The 19,843-nt window shown below is 60.2% G+C and carries 13 protein-coding genes; 4 read left to right on the top strand and 9 right to left on the bottom strand.

Annotated features, from left to right (window positions below):
- Positions 1 to 189 precede the first annotated feature (189 nt).
- Positions 190 to 5,058 carry an NAD-glutamate dehydrogenase gene (locus CLM72_RS15190; RefSeq protein WP_105227007.1) on the top strand — a complete coding sequence of 1,623 codons (4,869 nt, stop codon included), beginning with the start codon at positions 190 to 192 and terminating at the stop codon, positions 5,056 to 5,058.
- Positions 5,059 to 5,241: 183 nt separating this feature from the next.
- Here the strand turns inward: CLM72_RS15190 and CLM72_RS15185 are convergent, their stop codons facing one another.
- The 3 genes from CLM72_RS15185 to CLM72_RS15175 form a co-directional block, all read right to left on the bottom strand.
- Positions 5,242 to 5,928: a GntR family transcriptional regulator gene (locus tag CLM72_RS15185; RefSeq protein ID WP_105227006.1), complete on the bottom strand. Its 687-nt coding sequence runs from the start codon at positions 5,926 to 5,928 to the stop codon at positions 5,242 to 5,244.
- A 16-nt stretch (positions 5,929 to 5,944) separates the two neighbouring features.
- On the bottom strand, positions 5,945 to 6,646 hold the full coding sequence (locus CLM72_RS15180) for a FadR/GntR family transcriptional regulator (RefSeq protein WP_014718317.1): 702 nt from the start codon (positions 6,644 to 6,646) through the stop codon (positions 5,945 to 5,947).
- An 89-nt stretch (positions 6,647 to 6,735) separates the two neighbouring features.
- Positions 6,736 to 8,061, bottom strand: a complete 1,326-nt coding sequence (locus CLM72_RS15175; RefSeq protein WP_169855370.1) for a C4-dicarboxylate transporter DctA — start codon at positions 8,059 to 8,061, stop codon at positions 6,736 to 6,738.
- 215 nt (positions 8,062 to 8,276) lie between these two features.
- On the opposite strand from CLM72_RS15175, the gene CLM72_RS15170 reads away from it, so the two are divergent.
- Entirely contained in the window at positions 8,277 to 8,906 is a 630-nt protein-coding gene (locus CLM72_RS15170) for a DNA-3-methyladenine glycosylase I (RefSeq protein ID WP_105227005.1), read from the top strand.
- Between the two features lie 66 nt (positions 8,907 to 8,972).
- Here the strand turns inward: CLM72_RS15170 and CLM72_RS15165 are convergent, their stop codons facing one another.
- Together CLM72_RS15165 and CLM72_RS15160 are read right to left on the bottom strand one after the other, a co-directional pair.
- Positions 8,973 to 9,374: a cupin domain-containing protein gene (locus tag CLM72_RS15165; protein ID WP_019820196.1), complete on the bottom strand. Its 402-nt coding sequence runs from the start codon at positions 9,372 to 9,374 to the stop codon at positions 8,973 to 8,975.
- 84 nt (positions 9,375 to 9,458) lie between these two features.
- Entirely contained in the window at positions 9,459 to 10,892 is a 1,434-nt protein-coding gene (locus CLM72_RS15160; protein ID WP_105227004.1) for a PLP-dependent aminotransferase family protein, read from the bottom strand.
- Positions 10,893 to 11,089: 197 nt separating this feature from the next.
- On the opposite strand from CLM72_RS15160, the gene CLM72_RS15155 reads away from it, so the two are divergent.
- Complete coding sequence (locus CLM72_RS15155; RefSeq protein ID WP_105227003.1) at positions 11,090 to 14,458, top strand: type I secretion protein; 3,369 nt, start codon at positions 11,090 to 11,092, stop codon at positions 14,456 to 14,458.
- A gap of 291 nt (positions 14,459 to 14,749) precedes the next feature.
- Positions 14,750 to 16,231, top strand: coding sequence for a hypothetical protein (locus CLM72_RS15145; protein WP_256595203.1), 1,482 nt, complete (start codon positions 14,750 to 14,752; stop codon positions 16,229 to 16,231).
- A 41-nt stretch (positions 16,232 to 16,272) separates the two neighbouring features.
- Here the strand turns inward: CLM72_RS15145 and CLM72_RS15140 are convergent, their stop codons facing one another.
- The 4 genes from CLM72_RS15140 to CLM72_RS15125 form a co-directional block, all read right to left on the bottom strand.
- Positions 16,273 to 17,040: an SDR family oxidoreductase gene (locus CLM72_RS15140; RefSeq protein ID WP_034126013.1), complete on the bottom strand. Its 768-nt coding sequence runs from the start codon at positions 17,038 to 17,040 to the stop codon at positions 16,273 to 16,275.
- 21 nt (positions 17,041 to 17,061) lie between these two features.
- Positions 17,062 to 18,129, bottom strand: coding sequence for a phosphotransferase family protein (locus CLM72_RS15135; protein WP_034126012.1), 1,068 nt, complete (start codon positions 18,127 to 18,129; stop codon positions 17,062 to 17,064).
- 129 nt (positions 18,130 to 18,258) lie between these two features.
- Entirely contained in the window at positions 18,259 to 19,212 is a 954-nt protein-coding gene (locus CLM72_RS15130) for a 2-hydroxyacid dehydrogenase (protein ID WP_057703503.1), read from the bottom strand.
- A 145-nt stretch (positions 19,213 to 19,357) separates the two neighbouring features.
- Positions 19,358 to 19,792 (bottom strand): hypothetical protein, encoded by a 435-nt coding sequence (locus CLM72_RS15125; RefSeq protein ID WP_054921314.1) that lies wholly within the window; start codon positions 19,790 to 19,792, stop codon positions 19,358 to 19,360.
- Positions 19,793 to 19,843 lie beyond the last annotated feature (51 nt).

Here is a 19,843-nt window from a genome sequence, read left to right as displayed (position 1 = left end):
TCATCTGGCCAACGGCATGCCGTATGGAAGTTGTATGTGACCTGACTGTCCTGTCCAGCTTCACCCACCTGTCACCCTGATTCGTTTATGGTGCTTGTCAGCACACCAGCGAACAGAGCTGACGGTCTCCCCGCAAGGGGATAACACGCGACGCTTTCATCAATAACAAGCCCAAGCGGAGTACCACAGATGGCGTTCTTCACCGCAGCCAGCAAGGCCGACTTCCAGCATCAACTGCAAGCGGCACTGGCGCAGCACCTCAGTGAACAGGCACTGCCACAAGTGGCGCTGTTCGCTGAACAATTCTTCGGCATCATTTCTCTGGACGAACTGACCCAGCGTCGCCTTTCCGACCTGGCCGGTTGCACCCTGTCTGCCTGGCGCCTGCTTGAGCGCTTTGATCACACCCAACCGCAAGTGCGGGTCTACAACCCCGATTACGAACGTCATGGCTGGCAATCGACCCACACTGCGGTCGAAGTGCTGCACCATGACCTGCCCTTTCTGGTCGATTCGGTACGCACAGAGCTGAACCGCCGTGGCTACAGCATCCATACCCTGCAAACCACCGTGCTCAGCGTGCGTCGTGGCAGCAAGGGCGAGCTGCTGGAAATCCTGCCCAAGGGCACCCAGGGCGAAGGCATCCTGCAAGAATCGCTGATGTACCTGGAGATCGACCGCTGCGCCAATGCCGCCGAACTGAACGTGCTGAGCAAAGAGCTTGAGCAGGTGCTGGGCGAAGTACGCGTGGCCGTGGCCGATTTCGAACCGATGAAAGCCAAGGTCCAGGACCTGCTGGCTGGTATCGACGCCAGCGCGTTCGCCATCGACGGCGAAGAAAAAGCCGAGATCAAGAACTTCCTCGAATGGCTGGTGGGCAACCACTTCACCTTCCTGGGCTACGAAGAGTTCGTGGTACGTGACGAGGCGGACGGCGGTCATATCGAATATGACGCCAGCTCCTTCCTCGGTCTGACCAAGCTGCTGCGCGCCGGCCTCACCGCCGAAGACCTGCGCATCGAAGACTACGCCGTGGCCTACCTGCGCGAGCCGACCGTACTGTCGTTCGCCAAGGCCGCCCACCCAAGCCGCGTGCACCGCCCGGCCTACCCGGACTACGTGTCGATCCGCGAGATCAGCGCCGACGGCAAGGTCATCAAGGAACACCGTTTCATGGGCCTGTACACCTCCTCGGTGTATGGCGAAAGCGTGCGGGTGATCCCTTACATCCGTCGCAAGGTCGCGGAAATCGAACGTCGTTCGGGCTTCCAGGCCAAGGCGCACCTGGGTAAAGAGCTTGCCCAGGTGGTGGAAGTACTGCCCCGCGACGACCTGTTCCAGACTCCGGTCGACGAGCTGTTCAGCACCGTGATGTCGATCGTGCAGATCCAGGAGCGCAACAAGATCCGCGTGTTCCTGCGCAAAGACCCCTATGGTCGTTTCTGCTACTGCCTGGCGTACGTGCCACGCGACATCTACTCCACCGAAGTGCGCCAGAAGATCCAGCAAGTGCTGATGGACCGCCTGAAGGCCTCGGACTGCGAGTTCTGGACCTTCTTCTCCGAGTCCGTGCTTGCCCGTGTACAACTGATTCTGCGGGTTGACCCGAAGAACCGCCTGGACATCGACCCGCTGCAACTGGAAAAAGAAGTGGTGCAGGCCTGCCGCAGCTGGCAGGACGACTACGCCAGCCTGGTAGTGGAAAGCTTCGGCGAAGCCCAGGGCACCAACGTGCTGGCGGATTTCCCCAAAGGCTTCCCGGCCGGCTACCGCGAGCGTTTCGCCGCGCATTCGGCTGTGGTCGACATGCAGCACCTCAACAGCCTGACCGAAGCCAACCCGCTGGTGATGAGCTTCTATCAGCCGCTGGGCCAGGTCTCCGGCCAGCGTGAGCTGCATTGCAAGCTCTACCACGCTGACACGCCGCTGGCGCTGTCCGACGTGCTGCCGATTCTGGAAAACCTCGGCCTGCGTGTGCTGGGCGAGTTCCCGTATCGCCTGCGCCATGCCAATGGCCGTGAGTTCTGGATTCATGACTTTGCGTTCATCGCCGCCGAAGGCGTGAACCTGGATATCCAGCAGCTCAACGACACCCTGCAGGATGCATTCGTGCACATCGTGCATGGCGATGCCGAGAACGATGCGTTCAACCGCCTGGTCCTCACCGCCGGCCTGCCATGGCGCGACGTGGCGCTGCTGCGTGCCTATGCCCGTTACCTGAAGCAGATTCGCCTGGGCTTCGACCTGGGTTACATCGCCAGCACCCTGAACAACCACACCGACATCGCCCGCGAGTTGACCCGGTTGTTCAAGACCCGCTTCTACCTGGCGCGCAAGCTCACTGCCGACGACCTGGAAGACAAGCAGCAACGCCTGGAGCAAGCGATCCTCAGCGCCCTGGACGACGTTCAGGTGCTCAACGAAGACCGCATCCTGCGTCGCTACCTGGACCTGATCAAGGCCACCCTGCGTACCAACTTCTACCAGACCGATGCCAACGGCCAGAACAAGTCGTACTTCAGCTTCAAGTTCGACCCGCGTGCTATCCCCGAGCTGCCCAAGCCAGTGCCGAAGTTTGAAATCTTCGTGTACTCGCCGCGGGTCGAAGGCGTGCACCTGCGCTTTGGCAACGTGGCTCGTGGCGGCCTGCGCTGGTCCGACCGTGAAGAAGACTTCCGCACCGAAGTGCTTGGCCTGGTAAAAGCCCAGCAAGTGAAGAACTCGGTGATCGTGCCGGTGGGCGCCAAGGGCGGCTTCCTGCCGCGTCGCCTGCCATTGGGCGGCAGCCGGGACGAGATCGCGGCCGAAGGCATCGCCTGCTACCGCATCTTCATTTCCGGCCTGTTGGACATCACCGACAACCTGAAAGACGGCGCGCTGGTGCCGCCGGCCAACGTCGTGCGTCATGACGACGATGACCCGTATCTGGTGGTGGCGGCGGACAAGGGCACTGCGACCTTCTCCGACATCGCCAACGGCATTGCCATCGACTACGGCTTCTGGCTGGGCGATGCGTTCGCCTCCGGTGGTTCGGCTGGTTACGACCACAAGAAAATGGGCATCACCGCCAAGGGCGCGTGGGTCGGTGTACAGCGTCACTTCCGTGAGCGCGGCATCAACGTGCAGGAAGACAGCATCACTGTGGTAGGTGTCGGCGATATGGCCGGTGACGTGTTCGGTAACGGCTTGTTGATGTCGGACAAACTGCAACTGGTCGCAGCGTTCAACCACCTGCATATCTTCGTTGACCCGAACCCGAACCCGGCCACCAGCTTCGTCGAGCGCAAGCGTTTGTTCGAACTGCCGCGTTCGGCCTGGACCGACTACGACACCAGCATCATGTCTGAAGGTGGCGGTATCTTCTCGCGCAGCGCGAAAAGCATTGCCATCTCGCCACAGATGAAAGAACGCTTCGACATCCAGGCCGACAAGCTGACCCCGACCGAACTGCTCAACGCCTTGCTCAAGGCGCCGGTGGACCTGTTGTGGAACGGCGGTATCGGTACCTACGTCAAGGCCAGCACCGAGAGCCATGCCGATGTGGGCGACAAGGCCAACGACGCACTGCGCGTCAACGGCAACGAGCTGCGCTGCAAGGTAGTGGGCGAGGGCGGTAACCTGGGCATGACCCAGCTGGGCCGGGTGGAATTCGGCCTCAATGGCGGCGGTTCCAACACCGACTTTATCGACAACGCCGGTGGCGTGGATTGCTCCGACCACGAAGTGAACATCAAGATCCTGCTCAACGAAGTGGTGCAGGCCGGTGACATGACCGACAAGCAGCGCAACCAGCTGCTGGCGAGCATGACCGACGAAGTCGGCAACCTGGTGTTGGGCAACAACTACAAGCAGACCCAGGCTCTGTCCCTGGCTGCGCGCAAGGCTTACGAGCGCGCTGCCGAGTACAAGCGCCTGATGAGCGACCTGGAAGGCCGTGGCAAGCTGGACCGCGCCATCGAGTACCTGCCGACCGAAGAGCAGCTCACCGAGCGCGCTTCCGCTGGCAAGGGGCTGACCCGTCCGGAGCTGTCGGTGCTGATCTCGTACAGCAAGATCGACCTCAAGGAAGCACTGCTCAAGTCGCTGGTACCGGATGACGAGTACCTGACCCGTGACATGGAGACCGCGTTCCCACCGAGCCTGGTGGCCAAGTTCGGCGAAGCCATGCGTCGCCATCGTCTGAAGCGCGAGATCGTCAGCACTCAGATCGCCAACGATCTGGTCAACCACATGGGCATCACCTTCGTTCAGCGACTCAAAGAGTCGACCGGCATGAGCCCGGCGAACGTGGCGGGCGCTTATGTGATCGTGCGGGACATCTTCCATCTCCCGCACTGGTTCCGTCAGATTGAAGCCCTGGACCACCAGGTTTCCGCTGACGTGCAACTGGAGCTGATGGACGAGTTGATGCGCCTGGGCCGTCGCGCTACGCGCTGGTTCCTGCGCAGCCGTCGCAACGAGCAAGACGCCGGGCGCGATACCGCGCACTTCGGTCCGCACCTGGCGGCGCTGGGCCTCAAGCTCGACGAACTGCTGGAAGGCCCGACCCGCGAAGGCTGGCAGAACCGCTACCAGGCCTACACCCAGGCCGGCGTACCGGAGTTGTTGGCACGCATGGTTGCAGGCACTACCCACCTGTACACCTTGCTGCCGATCATCGAAGCCGCCGACGTGACCGGGCATGACGCCGCCGAAGTGGCCAAGGCTTACTTCGCCGTGGGCAGCGCCCTGGACTTGCCATGGTACCTGCAGCAGATCAGTGATCTGCCAGTGGCCAACAACTGGCAGGCCCAGGCCCGCGAAGCCTTCCGCGATGACGTGGACTGGCAGCAACGGGCGATCACCATTTCGGTCCTGCAAATGGCCGATGCGCCGCAAGACATGGAAGCCCGCGTGGCCCTGTGGCTTGAGCAGCATCAGGACATGGCGGATCGCTGGCGTGCCATGATGGTGGAAATTCGTGCCGCGGTGGGCACGGACTACGCCATGTACGCGGTGGCCAACCGTGAGTTGCTGGACCTGGCGTTGAGTGGCCAGTCGGTGTTGCAACCGGCTTGATGCCTCGCTAAACCAAAAGCCCCCGCATCGTGAGATGCGGGGGCTTTTTATTTGATCTGGAATGCGATCAATGTGGGAGCTGGCTTGCCTGCGATAGCGGCGGGTCAGTTAATCATTTGGTCACTGGTACACCGCTATCGCAGGCAAGCCAGCTCCCACAGTTTTAACTTCACTCACTTGGAGTCAGTGGTGTTTGAGTAGTCGGGTTTCCAGGTGATCCAGGTGCTGGGTCATCAGGGCGACAGCCGTGTGGGCGTCGCGCTGTTCCACGGCATCCACAATCGCCACATGCTCCTGCCACGCGCAATAGGTGCAGGCCTTTGTTTCAAATTGCGCAATGATCAACGACGTCAACGGCACCAGGCTGTTGAGAAACTGTGCCAACGGCGCATTGCCTGCCATGTGCGCCAGTTGCAGATGAAACTCTCCCGAAAACCGGATCGCCGGCCCCCGCTGGTCACGCTCAATGGCGTTGCGCTCGTGTGCAATCAGCTCGCGCAGTTGGCGAATTTGCATCGCTGTGGCCTGGGCGCAGGCCAGTTGCACCACGGTCATTTCGGTGAGGCGCCGTGCTTCCAGAATCTGCCGTGTGTGCTGGGCATCCGGCGCGGCGACCTGGGCGCGCTGGTTGGGGCGCAAGATGACCACTTGCTGATGGGACAGCTTGGCGAGCACCCGGCGAATCACGCTGCGGCTCACGCCAAAGAGTTCGCCCAGGCCTTCTTCGGTGAAGCGGCTGGCGGGCGCAATGCGTTGCTCAAGGATGGCGTCGAACAAACGTGGGTAGATATCGTCCACCGAGGGCTTTTTTTCGGGCGTCCAGCGTAGGGAGGTGAGGGTTGAGTCGCGTTGCAGGGCGTGAGCGTTCATGGCCGGTCTCCGAAAATCAACTGCCCAGATGGTCGTCCGGGATATTCAAGCGAATGCCCATGCGCAGGCCTTCCTGCAGGATGTGCCGGCGCATTTCGGCACTGGCCAGGGCGCTGTTCTTGTTGCGGATGGCGCGTACCACGGCTTCGTTCTCCTGCAGGCGTTCGGCCAGGTGCTCCGGGGAATTACGCAACACCTGGGCGCTTTGTTTGAGCGCGGTGCTGGTTTGCTGCACCACGTTTTGGAAGATCGGGTTGGAGGTCAGGGCGAAGAGTTCTTCATGGAAGTCGATATAGGCGTTCATGCCGGCTTCGGCATCGCCGGCATCCAGGGCTTCGCGCATGTCCATCAGGGTCAGGCGCAGTTGGCCGATTTCCTTGCTGCTGATCGACTGGGCCACCAGGCCGACGATGAAAGGTTCGAGGGTGTAGCGCAGTTGCAGGATGTCCTCGAGGCTGGCGTCTGCCACGGCGTCGCTCGATTGCGGCTCGCTGACGCTGGTTTCCAGCACGACCACGCCTTTGCCCGGCATGGAGCGCACCAGGCCGAGGGTCTCCAGCACGATCACAGCCTCACGCAGGCTCGGGCGGCTGATGCCCAGCTGTTCGGCCAGTTCGCGTTGACCGGGCAGCATTTCACCGCGGCGCCACTGGCCTCGCGCCAAGGCGGCGCGCAGTTTTTCTACCACTGAATTGACGACGGTTGAGGTGCTGATCACGTCGAAGGCTCCTTGATGTTGCTCATACAGTATTCAGTCTGACGAAGGTCCAGTGTGGGAGCTGGCTCCCACATTGAATGGGTGTTGTCCTAGAACTCCTGATGCGCCGGCAGCACCGGCTTCTTGGCCTGGAAGGCATAGCCTTGCTGGCCGTCGAGCACTTTGTTGGCGCGCTGGATATCAATGTCTTTTTCCCAACGGGCAATCGCCACAGTGGCGACGCAGTTGCCGATCAGGTTGGTCAGCGCACGGCCGATGCCCATGAACCAGTCCACCGCCAGCACCAACACCAGGCCGACTACCGGAATCGCCGGAATCGCTGTGAGCGTTGCCGCCAGGATCACCAACGCCGAGCCTGGAATGCCATGGGCGCCCTTGGAGGTGATCAACGATACCAGGAGGATGGTCAGCAAGTCGGTCATCGACAGCGGCGTGCCGGTGGCGTTGGCGATAAAGACGATGGCCAGGGTTAGGTAGATCGAGAAACCGTCGAGGTTGAACGAGTATCCGGTGGGGATTACCAAACCCACGGTGGAGCTGCCAATGCCCAAATGTTCCAGCTTGCGCATGATCTGCGGCAGCACAGCGTCGGACGACGCGGTGCCCATCACGATCAGCAGTTCTTCGCGCAGGTACTTGAGCAGCGGCAACATGCGCAGGCCCGACAGGCGCATCACCAGCCCGAGGATCACCGCCACGAAGGCAAAGCAGGTCAGGTAGAAAAGCCCCACCAGGCTGCCCAGGTGTTGCAGTGAGTCCAGGCCATAGGTGCTGGTGGTGAAGGCGATGGCACCGAATACGCCAATCGGCGCCAGGCGCACGATCATGCCCATGATGCGGAAGATCACATGGCTCAATTCGTTGATCAGTCGCGAAATCCCGCTGGCCGCTTCGCCCACCAGGTTCAGCGCGCTGCCGAACAGTACCGAAAACAACAGCACTTGCAGCACGTTATTGTCGGCAAAGGCGCCGACTACCGAGTTGGGGATCAACTCCATCAGAAACTGGCTGGTGCCGCGGATGTGCTGGCCCTTGTCGGCCAGTTCATTCAAACCGGCGGAAGAGAGTTGCTCCAGATGAATATTGGCGCCGCTGCCGATGCCGGTGCTGAAGGCCATGATCAGGCCGAGCACCAGGGCGACGGTGGTCAGCATCTCAAAATAGATCACCGACTTGAGGCCGATGCGTCCGACCTTCTTCAAGTCGCCCGCGCCGGAAATACCGCTGACCACCACGCAGAACACGATCAGGCCGATCAGCATTTTGATCAGCTTGATAAAGCCGTCACCCAAGGGTTTGAGTTGCGAGGAGAATTCGGGAAGGGCCAGGCCGCAGGCGATGCCGAGCATCAGGCCAATCACGACTTGCAGGAAAATCGAACGCGAGCACCATCTGAGCATGGGAGGGATCTCTATTCGGTGCCCTGGTGGTTCCAGGGCTTAATTGTTGTGGTCTTACCGGTAAGTCCAGTGCGGGGCCAGTCTACGCTCGGGTTTTTTCAAATCACAAGTAAATATTTGGCGGTTGGCAGGTCCCGGTCTGACCAGTTGGTCGGTAAGTACGATGCTTGAGCGGTTGGCGGGGATTAATTTTTTTTGCGTATCATCGCCCTCGGCATACGAGGTGATGGATGGACCAATCAGGGCTGACAACCGACGAAGCAGGGCGCATGTATTGCGCCTGGCGCACTGCAGCGCCTGCTTACCTGCATTACCACGACCACGAATGGGGCGTGCCGGTGGCGGATGACATCGCGTTGTACGAGAAGATCTGCCTGGAGGGCTTTCAGGCGGGGATGGCGTGGATCACCATCCTGCGCAAGCGCGAAAACTTTCGACAGGCGTTCGAGGGGTTTGATTTTCGCCGGGTGGCGTACTACGCCGAGGCGGACATCGAGCGGTTGATGAGCGACCCGGGCATCGTGCGCAATCGCGCGAAGATCGTCTCGGCCATCAACAACGCGCGCCGGGCCTGTGAACTGGTGGAGGAAACCGGCTCGCTGGCGCGCTGGCTGTGGGCGTTCGAACCCGACGCGCAAGAGCGGCCGGCAGTGGTGGACATGGCTTACTGGACGGCCAATCCGACCTCAGCGGCTTCGGTGCGCTTGTCCAAAGCCCTGAAGAAACGCGGCTGGACCTTTGTCGGCCCGACCACGATGTATGCGTTGATGCAGGCGATGGGGATGGTCAATGATCATCTGGAGGGTTGCGAGTGCCGCCAGCGCATTGAACACCAGCGCAACCTGTTCAAACGTCCCTGAATCACTGGCAGAGCAGGTTAAAAACTGTGGGAGCCAGCTCCCACATGGGTTTTGTGGTGTTGCTGATTACTTGGGAAGTGGGGTAAGTACCTCAGCCTTGTCATCCAGCACCATCACCACCAGCAGCTTGGCCGGTTGGGTCTGGCTGGCATTGCTTGACTCAAAATGCCGCGAGCCGGCCGGTTCGTAGAACGATTGCCCGGCTTTGTAGGTGATCGCCTTTTCATCATTGACCCGCGAGGTGATCTCGCCTTCGAGCACATAAGCCACGGCGGTGCCGGTGTGGCTGTGGGGCACGGTGGCCTGGCCGGGGGCGTAGTCCACGGTGAGCATGATGGTTTTCTTGCCCGGCACGTTGGTCAAGGCGTGTTCTTGCAGCACCTTGAGCGTTTCCTTGTTGTAGACCGGGTCGTGGGCAAATGCACTGAGGGAGGCGAGCATCAGTGTGGCAGCGAACAAGCGTTTCATGATGAGGGTTCCATCGGGTGAAAGACCGCTTCACCCTACGCCGCCGGGGGCTTGCCACCAATGACCAATGCGCCGGAAAACCGCCTAGCCAATCTGCAGGAGGATATCCCGCACCTTGTCCAGCGCCGGGTCGATATCCAGAGTCTCGATGGCACCGAACCCCAGAATCAGCCCCGAGCGCACCGGGCGGTCGTGAAAAAACACGTCCAAGGGATATAAACCCACCTCGACCTGACGCGCCCGTTCCATCAGCAATGGAATATTCACCGGCACCTTGCACAGGGCCGCCAGGTGAAAGCCCGCCACCGTCGGTACGGCCTCGAACCACGGCGACAGATCGCCCGCCAGACGCTGCAGGATGCGTTCGCGACGCCCCGCGTAGACGCCGTGACAGCGGCGAATATGTTTGAGCAGGTAGCCTTCGCTGATGAACTTGGCCAGTGCCCACTGCGGCAAGGTAGCGCTGTGTTGGTCGGTCAATTGCTTGGCCTTGAGCACCGCACCATAAATGGCCGGCGGCAGTACCGCATAGCCCAGGCGTAGCTCCGGCGACAGGGTTTTGGAAAAGGTGCCGACGTAGGTGACCACGCCGCGGGTATCCATGCTTTGCAGGGAGTCGGTGGGACGGCCTTCGTAACGGAATTCGCTGTCGTAATCGTCTTCGATGATGATCGCGCCGAGCGCAATGGCGCGGTCCAGCAGGGCCTCGCGGCGCGTCTGGCTCATGGGCATGCCAAGGGGGAATTGGTGCGACGGCGTCACATAGATCAGGCGGGTGCCATCCGGGATCTGGTCGACCTGCAGGCCCTGTTCGTCGACGGCAACACTGGCGACGCGGGCGCCCATCGCGACGAACAATTGGCGTGCGGGGCTGTAGCCGGGGTCCTCCATCGCGACCAGGCTGCCGGGCTCAAGCACCACGCGGGCAAGCAGGTCCAGCGCCTGTTGTGCACCGTTGGTGACTACGATATCGCGGGCGCCGCATTTGACCCCACGGGAAAATGCGATATGCCCGGCGATGGCTTCGCGCAGGGCGGGCACGCCTTCTGGCTGGCTGTAAAAACCATTGTTCTGGGCGATGCGACGCAACGCATCCTGGGTGCAACGCCGCCATTCATCCTGGGGGAATTGGTGGCGTGTCGTCGCGCCGCCGATAAATTCGTAGCGCAGGATCTCCTCGCGGGCGGGGTGGCCCATGGGTGAGGGCAGTGCCGCCCATTTACCCAGGTTGGCAGCACACGCCAGGTCGGTGGCGGTTTGCACGCGGCCGGGCTGTGGCGCCCACGCATTGACGAAAGTGCCGCGGCCGATCTTGCCAACCAGCAGGCCCTCGTAGGTCAAGGTGGCGTAGGTGTCCGACACCGTCTTGCGCGAGATGCCCAGTTGTTCGGCGAGCAGTCTGCTGGGGGGCAGTTGTGCGCCTGCCGACAGTTGCCCGGTGGCGATGGCTTTGCGCAACTGCTGGTAGAGCTGTTCGGCCAGGTCCTTGCGGCCATTGATTACCACGTGCAGTTCCATGTTTCATCCCAAGGCTTCACTCCGCGCCAAGATTACTCGCTTGCGGTGCGGGCTCAAAATATCTGTGAGTCAGTCGCCCCTGCGTATAAGCATCTACCGTCGCCTGGCTATTACCGGCCGCCATGATTTCCCCTATTGCAGGCACCGATTGCCTGCCGCCCGCGTTATTCAACGTGATGGCATAGGGAGCCGGATTCATGACGACATCGAAAACACATACTAAAAAGAGGCGCGAGACCTTGCTCGCCCTGGACCAGAGCCTGGGACCGCTGGTGGTTGGCGAGTTGACTGTCTCGCGTATAGACCTGGCCGCCATGGGTGCCCAGGTGGCGGGAAAACCGGTCAAGACCCATCGTCTGGCGGTACGCGAGGCAGATCAGACGCTGCTGGATTCAATTCGGTTCTCGGCGTCCAGACTGCAGGGTTATCTTCGCGGGAGTAGTTCTGTCAGTGACAGCAGTGCCGCTGTGTTGTTTGAATTCGCGGCGTTGCGCTCTACACAAGCTGCGCCTTTACTGGTGGTCAAGTCGGGAGACGACAATCCCGGTGCAGTGGGCAAGCTCGATAGGCTGTTACGTTCAGTGCAGAAAACCAATCTCAACCAAGCGGCGCAGTTGGAGGGAATGCCTGGTTGGGTCGAGCCGAAGAAAAGCCGAAGCTTGGCGGTAATGGGCGCCGGGCTTGAGGTTTACGGGTACTACAGTGCGATCAACGCTTTGGCCGAAGCGATCAAGACCGGCGATATCAATGAGGCGGTAGTCACAGGCGCAGAGTTGTTTGCCAACCTCACGGGCACGGCACTGGAGTTGGCGCTGGAGCACTTGGGCAGACGACTGCTGGAAAACGGGCATAAGGTGTTAGCAGGTTTCAGCGCCAGTTCTCTTGGCCAGATCCTGCGACGGGGCGCCGGCCTGTTCGCTCTGGTGCTGACGTTGCCGTTTGACTATCACAATGCCAAGCAATCGCTGCATAAGGCGGCGAACAGCACTGGCAAGGAAGCGCTTGATCATTACGTCAACGCCGGCTTCAGTATCGTGAGCGCCAGCGTCAGTGTGGCCCTGGGGGTTGCAGCGTTGGCTGGATTCGGCGTGGCCGGCCCGCTGGGTATTGCCGCCGCCGCCGTATTGATGTTTGGCGCGCAACTCTATGCGGCGGTTCGTCAGGTGGATGAAATTGATGACTATATCGAGCTGAGTGTTTTCGAGCGGCTGCACACGGGCTGGTTGGCATTTCAGGGCAAGGAACCGGAGAAAGAAATACGTGAGCGGTTCGCCCTGGCCAGGATGGAAAATTGGTATGCGCAGCACCTGACCAATCAGGCCGAGACCTGGCTCAGGGGGGCGCTCAGAGGCACCGTACAGGCGGTAGTCAATGGTGGGTTTGAGGTGCGGCTGAGTCCGGTCCGGCATTGGAAGCATCGATGGAACGAAGTTGAGGGTGAGGATCCCTACATCGACACCACCGAGCCGATGGTCGTCGACCAGAATGATCAAATAGATGCTTCCAGCGCCTCGGTTGGCCGTCTGCCTGGTGTGGTGCTTGGTCAGGGTGATGCGAATTCCGCGGTGCTTTGGCGGTTGGGGGGCGGCAATGACGATGTCAAAGGCTTCGCTGAGATCCCCAATATTTTTCAGTTCGGTGAAGGCCAAAAGCAGCTGACCGGTGGCGCCAGGGACGACGTATTCAGCTATAACATGCCGACGGGCACACTGGACGAGGCCGACGCACATCGCCCGGCCAGTCAGCTGCGTGGCGAGGCAGGCAGCGATACGCTCTACCTGTCCAACTCGGCAATCTATGAGCACAACACGCAGGGCTATGCCATCGACCTGCAGGCGGGCACCGTCGTGCGGCGCAAAGATATCGACAAACCGCTGCCTCATCACTCGATCAGCCTCGACTCGATAGAAAATATCGCCACGCCAGCCGGGGTTGCCAGCCAAGTCAAGGGTTCGGAACAGGCCAATACGATAATCGCAAACGGCGATGGCGATCGGATCGAGGCCGCGCAGGGCAATGATACGGTGATCGTGCTGGGTTCCAACGCCTGGGTGGACGGCGGAGCGGGCAAGGACCGTTATGTTCTGGCCACCAACCGCGGCACGGTCTCGCTATACGAGCAGGACTGGGCCGAGGGTGCAGTGATCGAGATGCGCTGGCCTCTCTCGGCTATCGCCCATTGGGGCATCCAGGGGTGTGCGTTGGTCATTGTGGTCTGGCGGGGCGTTAATGGCGAACTGCCGCAGCACGTGATCAAGCTTGAGCAGCTCTATACGCAAGGTGATGACCGGCGCTGGTTGAACAAGCACAGCCTGCTGTTTCTCACGGAGGACGGCTACATGCTTGAGCCGATTCTCGAACCGACATTGGTTGGCAACGAGGACGCCGACGTGACCGTCGCCGTGAGAGCGGGTGGCCAGGACGTCAGCCTGGACAGGGTGTTGAACGCCGGAACGTTCGTGGTGCCCCATGGGCGTTCGACCCGCTGTTTCATCGAACGTGGGCCACACAGAAAGGTGGTCGAAGTTCGCCTTAAAAGCGACGCGACTGCTTGCGTGTTGTACGTGGATTATTCGTCGCAGGAGATTCTCCAGGTATTGGCCGGTTACCGTGTAACCCTACGCAGGTTGGTTCACTTCGATTCGCTGACCTATAGCGACGTGAAATTAACCATCAGTTTCACCGACGGCAGTCAGTTGGTGCTCTGCGAATATGCCAGTGATCGATCCTCGATACGCACTAACGTGACGTCAAACATCATCGCGGTCAGCCTCAAACTGGACTGCCAGTTTGTACTGGTCATGAATGATGGCGTCTCATACCGGATACAGGCGGCCCAGCAAACCTATACCCAGGACCGCGCCTCACCAGGATTCAATACCTTCGATGGCAGCTCGGCATTGGTAAAAAGGCCCGGGATACACGGTTTTTTTCGACCGCATAGCGCCAAGGGGACCTGGTTGCAATCGTCGCCGCAGAAAGTCGTTATTCCTGCCCCACCGCATTATCAAAAGTCTTACTCGTTGATGGGGCGGGCGTCGACCTATGAAGTGGTGCCCAGCACAGGCTCAACGATCTACCTGTCCACGCCGGGCGCGCTGGCCAAAAAGTCGGACGCATCGTTCTGGCGGATCAACACGGCCAAGCTTGGCGAGCTGATTGAGCGGGCGCACATCGTCTTGATCGAAAACACGCTGACCCTCGGCAGTGTGAAGGTGCTGCTGCCCCCCGTGACAGACCCTTCGGTACCGCTGGAACAAGTCAGCGTACTCACCAAGCAGGGCGAGCAATACGACATCCGCCAGGACCTGGGGGGCATCTATCTCGCGCAATTGGATGCCTCCCCTTATCAGACTGTAGCCGAGGTCTGGGAAGCGTTGCGGCGCTCTCGCCAGTGGTCAACCTTGATGGCGCATCAACTGCGCGTTATCGGCTTGGAGCTGAGCGACGGCACGGTGTCAGGCGTTCATTACGATTCAGGCCGCGATTGCTGGGGGGCGGACGTTGATCCGCTGCGTACCGTAACGTCTGCGGACTTGCGGTTCAGCGGTGTTGACCCAGTCTGATTGATCATTAAAAGGGATTTTTTATTTATGCAGCAAAAACCGCAATCGCCCAGAACTGCCGGCCGACCCTCTGGGCGTGCCGGTGACGGTGCCGACACTGTCATGGTCAGGGACTATGGCCGCCCGAGCAGTACCACTCAACCGGCGTATCAAGGCGCGCAGCGCACGCGATACCGCAATGGTGGTTTGCTTGGGGTCCCGCAAATAAGTGCTTTGGAGCTGCCTGGGCCGCCACCGCCAACGGCTGTATGGGTGACAGGCGATACGCTTGGAGCCGTCAATGCCGAGGGTATGCATGATGTGAACGGCCGCAGTTACGTCAATCTGGATACCGGGCAAACGGTGCAAGTGGTCCATCAGCCGGCCAGTGGTACTTATCACGCGCGCTTGGCGCATCAACTGGCTGCCGGCTCAGCTGTGGTACAGAGGGTTGGGAATACTTCAACCTGGGCAAACGTGACGACCGCAGCGCATTCCAGTGTTCCGATAGTCACGCCAGTGACGATGCCAACACCCGGGCCGCGAGATCCGCAGTGGGATCTGCAGCTCTACGATGCGCGAGGTGCTGGTGCAGCGACGGGGACTCCTATCCCGGGGAAAAAACAGTACGTCATTGGCGGGCAAAACTACTACGGTGATGAACTGTTTTCGTTGGACCACTACAAGGCAGGCGATAACAGGCTCTACATGCAGAATGCGAGTGGTGTGTTGCAGCCTCGCGGCTCCATCAGCGAAGACGGGATGATTCAGCTCTCTGGTGACCCGGCCGTCGCCTATTTGGAGGTGGGGAGCGTGCTGGTTCGCGTCGAGCTTGATAGCACGAGAAATAAATACCAACTGATCCCGAATGGTTCCAACAGCGCGCCGGGTATTTACCTGGATACTGGCGGCAGCCGGGCATCGTGGGTACCCGAAATGCGCCTGGACAGCATCGGCGCAATCATTAGCGCCGCCCGAAAATCGCTGGGCTACACCGGTGTTACCAGTGATATGAGCCAGGGCTTGATGTCGACCGTGGACAAGCAGACGTACTGCTATATGCGCCAATATGCGCGGCAGATGATTGCATTCGATAACCCGCGTATCCGCAACGCGCCCGTGCAGCAGCGCGATCGCATGATTGATGCACACATCTGGACCCATGGCTACCCGTATGAGCGCCTGTTGCTCGGGATGCACGCCAGGGCTGAGGGCGTCGCACTACCACCGGGTGTTGTGCAGTTTGATGCGTTTCAAGGCATGGCCACCGTGGCGGCTCGTCGTGAGGGAACGTTCAATCTAGAGGCCGTTGCCGTCAATGATCAGCTTCATTATCCCTATCGCGGCAGGCGCGGGGATGAGCAGGATTTTTTTGATCAATGGAGGGCGTTGGACATTAAGCAGACCAGGCAGCGTGGGGCGGCCAATGAGCAAATGTACCGTGAGTTACTTAAAAATGATGGCTATCGAATCATTCCCGGTGGGACCTACGGCGGCAGCCAGAATGGCTTCGATCTGGTATTCATGGGGCCGGCGGGCGATGTCTATGTGCTTGAAGTCAAACATGCCAAATCCGGCCACGTCAGCATGGCCAGGGTCAATCAGCACTTCCAGATGGAGGATGGCTGGGTCACACGGGTCCTGAGCAAACTGGACAGTCACGATCCAGGTGCCGGGCAGCAGGTTGCGGATGCACTGGCACGTCAACGGCTTTTCAAGGTCATTGGTGCGACCCTGCCAGATGGCAAACTGGTGCTATTTAAGATCGACATGAGCGCTGTACGTGCGCGGTGACAAACAGGCGAGCCCGTTCGCCACCGACAGTGCCGGCGGCTTCAGGACAAGAAGCCACCGTCCACGTTGAGCGAAACGCCCGTGGTGTAGCTCGATGCGTCACTGGCCAGGTACAACACCGCGCCAGCCATTTCGCTGGGGTCAGCCACGCGCTTGAGCGGGATCTGCGCCAGGGCAACTTTCAGGATCGAATCGTTCTTGACCAGTGCCGAGGCGAACTTGGTATCGGTCAGGCCCGGCAGCAACGCGTTGCAACGGATACCGAACGCCGCGCACTCCTTGGCGAATACCTTGGTCATGTTGATCACGGCGGCCTTGGTCACCGAGTAGATGCCCTGGAACACGCCCGGCGAGATGCCGTTGATCGAGGCTACGTTGATGATGCTGCCGCCGCCGTTCTCGCGCATCAGCTTGCCGGCTTCCACCGACATGAAGAAGTAACCACGGATATTCACGTCAACGGTCTTCTGGAATGCGCCCAGGTCGGTGTCCAGTACGTTGCAGAACTGTGGGTTGGTAGCGGCGTTGTTGACCAGGATATCCAGGCGGCCGAACTGTTCACGAATGCCGGCGAACACCTGGGTGATTTGCTCCATTTCACCAATATGGCAGGCAATGGCCGTGGCTTTGCCGCCCTCGGCGATGATCGCATCGGCCACGTGCTGGCAACCCTCCAGCTTGCGGCTGGAGACAATCACATGGGCGCCTTGCTGGGCCAGCAACTTGGCGATGGCTTCACCGATGCCACGGCTGGCGCCGGAAACAAACGCAATCTTGCCATCGAGGTCGAACAGGTTGGTCTTGGACATGAGGGTTCCTTGTAGTTGCACTCAGAGCGCTGATTTGCCGATGACATTCAGGCTCATCTGCTCCAGCAGTTTGTTCATGTGTATGAACTGCGCGAAGCGTTTGTCCTGGGTCTGGCCATGGAAGAAGCGGTAGTAGATCTGCTGCACAATCCCGGCCAGACGGAACAGGCCGTAGGTGTAATAGAAATCGAAATTGTCGATCTGGATGCCGGAGCGCTCGGCGTAGTAGTCGACAAACTGGCGGCGGGTGAGCATGCCAGGGGCGTTGCTCGGCTGGCGGCGCATCAATTGCACCGGCGCCGGGTCCGCGGCCTCGATCCAGTAGGCGAGGGTGTTGCCCAGGTCCATCAGCGGGTCGCCCAGGGTGGTCAGTTCCCAGTCCAGCACGCCGATGATCTGCATCGGGTTGTGCGGGTCGAGGATCACGTTGTCGAAGCGGTAGTCGTTGTGCACGATGCTGGAGGTGGGGTGGTCGGCAGGCATCTTGTCGTTGAGCCAGGCGCGTACCGCCTCCCATTTTGGCGCATCGGGCGTCAGGGCTTTTTCATAGCGCTCGCCCCAGCCGCGAATCTGCCGCGCCACATAGCCTTCGGGCTTGCCCAGGTCGGCCAGGCCGCAGGCGTGGTAGTCGACCTGGTGCAGTTCGACGAACTTGTCGATAAAGCTCTTGCACAAGGCTTCGGTGCGGGTGGCGTCCAGGCCCAGTTCAGCCGGCAGGTCGGAACGCAGGATGATGCCGTTGACGCGCTCCATCACATAGAACTCGGCGCCGATCACCGATTCATCGGTGCAGTGCACATAAGCCTTGGGGCAGTACGGGAAGCCATCTTTGAGCTGGTTGAGAATGCGGTATTCGCGGCCCATGTCGTGGGCAGACTTGGCCTTGTGACCAAACGGCGGGCGACGCAGCACAAATTCCTGGTCGGGGTATTCCAGCAGGTAAGTCAGGTTCGACGCGCCACCAGGGAACTGGCTGATTTTGACGGTACCGCTCAGGCCCGGAATATGAGCTTTGAGGTAGGGATCGATCAGGCTGGCATCAAGTTCTTCGCCTGGGCGAATCTGGGTCGATTGGTCGTTCAGCGCCATGCTTATCCCTTCTGCTTATTCTAAAGGCCTTGGACTATTTCCTAATCTAATGCGCATAGCCGCCCAGCGACAAGGTCGGGGCGGTTTAATAGGTTAGCGTGTTGAAGGGTGATCAGCGTGCCTGATTGGTCATTTTGCGGGCGCTGGCAAGGTCACCGGTGTAAGCACGGGGCGGCCGGCAAAGTATTCCACCAGGTTATCAGCGACGCGCTGCACCGTGTCATGGGCCGCTTCCGGGGACAGGCCGGCCACGTGGGACGTCAGTACGGTATTGCTCAGGCGCTTGAGGGCATCGGGCACTGCAGGCTCATCGTCAAACACGTCCAGCGCGGCACCGCCGATGCGGCGCTGCTCCAGCGCGGCGACCAGATCGGCGGTCACCACTACGCTGCCGCGGCCGATGTTGACTAGAAAACCGTGCGGCCCCAGGGCGTCCAGGGCGTGACGGTCGATCAGGTGACGGGTGCTGGCACCGCCGGGCGTAGCCAGCACCAGGAAATCCGAGGTACGCGCCAGCTCGACAGCCGTCGCACAGTAGGTGTAATCCACGTCATCGCGGGGTTGGCGGTTGTGATAACTCACCTCCATGCCGAACCCCAGGGCGGCGCGCCGGGCAATCTCCATCCCCACCGCACCCAGCCCGAGAATCCCCAGGTGTTTACCGCTCAGGGAAGGGCGCATCACTTTCGGCCATTCCCCGCGCCGCACCGCCGCATCCGTCTGGGGAACGCCACGTACCAGCGACAGCAGCAACGCCATGGCATGGTCGGCCACCGACGGCGCATTTACCCCTGCACCGTTGGTCACCACGATCCCACGATTGCTCGCGGCCTGCAGGTCCACGTGTTCGTAGCCGGCACCGATCACGCAGATGATTTCCAACAACGGCAGTGCCGCGATTTCATCGGCGTACAACCCCAGCGGGCCACGGGTCAGCACGGCCTTGATCTGCCCACCGTGCAACTTGATCGCCTGAGCGCGTTCGGCGGGCGTCGGCGCCAGAATCACATGAAAGTCATTGCTCTCGATGATTTGCAGGTACTCGTTGATGGTTTCAACCAGGACCAGAACGGTGGTGGGCATGGGGCAGCTCTCCGGTGAGTTCGATGCTCGGAGTATGCTGCATTTTTGTTGCGCGAAATGCCCAAGGCGCTGAGAAAGCGCCACTACTTTTGCGAAAAGTGCCAGCGTCTCGGCGAGCGGGAGACGCTGTTTGCACGCGGGCGAATTATTTAGCAGGTGCGGGCTTGCGTACCTTGCTCTGTTCGGCCGCTACGATGTCCATGTAATCGTAGGTAGGAAAGAACTCTGTCCTGAAGGGTCCCCATGCAGAGCGTTCGATGGCGAGATTGACCTCCCGCAGGCGCGAGGCGGGGAAGCGTAGAACGATGACGTGGCCGATCCCCATGGCGATGGTCCAACTGACGATCTCTACCCCTTCAGGAGGGAATACTTTAAAGAGTTCCTGTTCGGTGAGTTTTGTTCTTATTTCGTTCAAGTTGCGAGATTGGTCATGTTTGAGGAAAACGGTCAGCAGCACCGCATTGTCAGCGCTGATGGCGACAGGTTTTCCTGATGTGGAAGCCTGCGCATGAAGGCCGCCTGAAACAAGGGTAGAGAACAATAAAACAGACGCCAATAAAGGCTTTAATAGCGTTTTCATTGAGTGAGGCCTTTTATGAGTATTATCGCTACTCGTGGGGTGAGGGTTGAG

Origin of the sequence: Pseudomonas sp. MYb193, assembly GCF_002966775.1 — a bacterium.
Lineage (GTDB): Bacteria > Pseudomonadota > Gammaproteobacteria > Pseudomonadales > Pseudomonadaceae > Aquipseudomonas > Aquipseudomonas paracarnis.
The sequence above is the reverse complement of the archived record's forward strand: the minus strand, read 5'-3'. Positions and strand labels throughout refer to the sequence as shown.

Coding starts and splice junctions, on each gene's coding strand:
- CLM72_RS15185 (WP_105227006.1), bottom strand. CDS start 5,928: ATGAACGCTCACGCCCTGCAACGCGACTCAACCCTCACCTCCCTACGC.
- CLM72_RS15160 (WP_105227004.1), bottom strand. CDS start 10,892: ATGGAACTGCACGTGGTAATCAATGGCCGCAAGGACCTGGCCGAACAG.
- CLM72_RS15130 (WP_057703503.1), bottom strand. CDS start 19,212: ATGCCCACCACCGTTCTGGTCCTGGTTGAAACCATCAACGAGTACCTG.
- CLM72_RS15135 (WP_034126012.1), bottom strand. CDS start 18,129: ATGGCGCTGAACGACCAATCGACCCAGATTCGCCCAGGCGAAGAACTT.
- CLM72_RS15125 (WP_054921314.1), bottom strand. CDS start 19,792: ATGAAAACGCTATTAAAGCCTTTATTGGCGTCTGTTTTATTGTTCTCT.
- CLM72_RS15190 (WP_105227007.1), top strand. CDS start 190: ATGGCGTTCTTCACCGCAGCCAGCAAGGCCGACTTCCAGCATCAACTG.
- CLM72_RS15170 (WP_105227005.1), top strand. CDS start 8,277: ATGGACCAATCAGGGCTGACAACCGACGAAGCAGGGCGCATGTATTGC.
- CLM72_RS15145 (WP_256595203.1), top strand. CDS start 14,750: ATGCATGATGTGAACGGCCGCAGTTACGTCAATCTGGATACCGGGCAA.
- CLM72_RS15155 (WP_105227003.1), top strand. CDS start 11,090: ATGACGACATCGAAAACACATACTAAAAAGAGGCGCGAGACCTTGCTC.
- CLM72_RS15165 (WP_019820196.1), bottom strand. CDS start 9,374: ATGAAACGCTTGTTCGCTGCCACACTGATGCTCGCCTCCCTCAGTGCA.
- CLM72_RS15140 (WP_034126013.1), bottom strand. CDS start 17,040: ATGTCCAAGACCAACCTGTTCGACCTCGATGGCAAGATTGCGTTTGTT.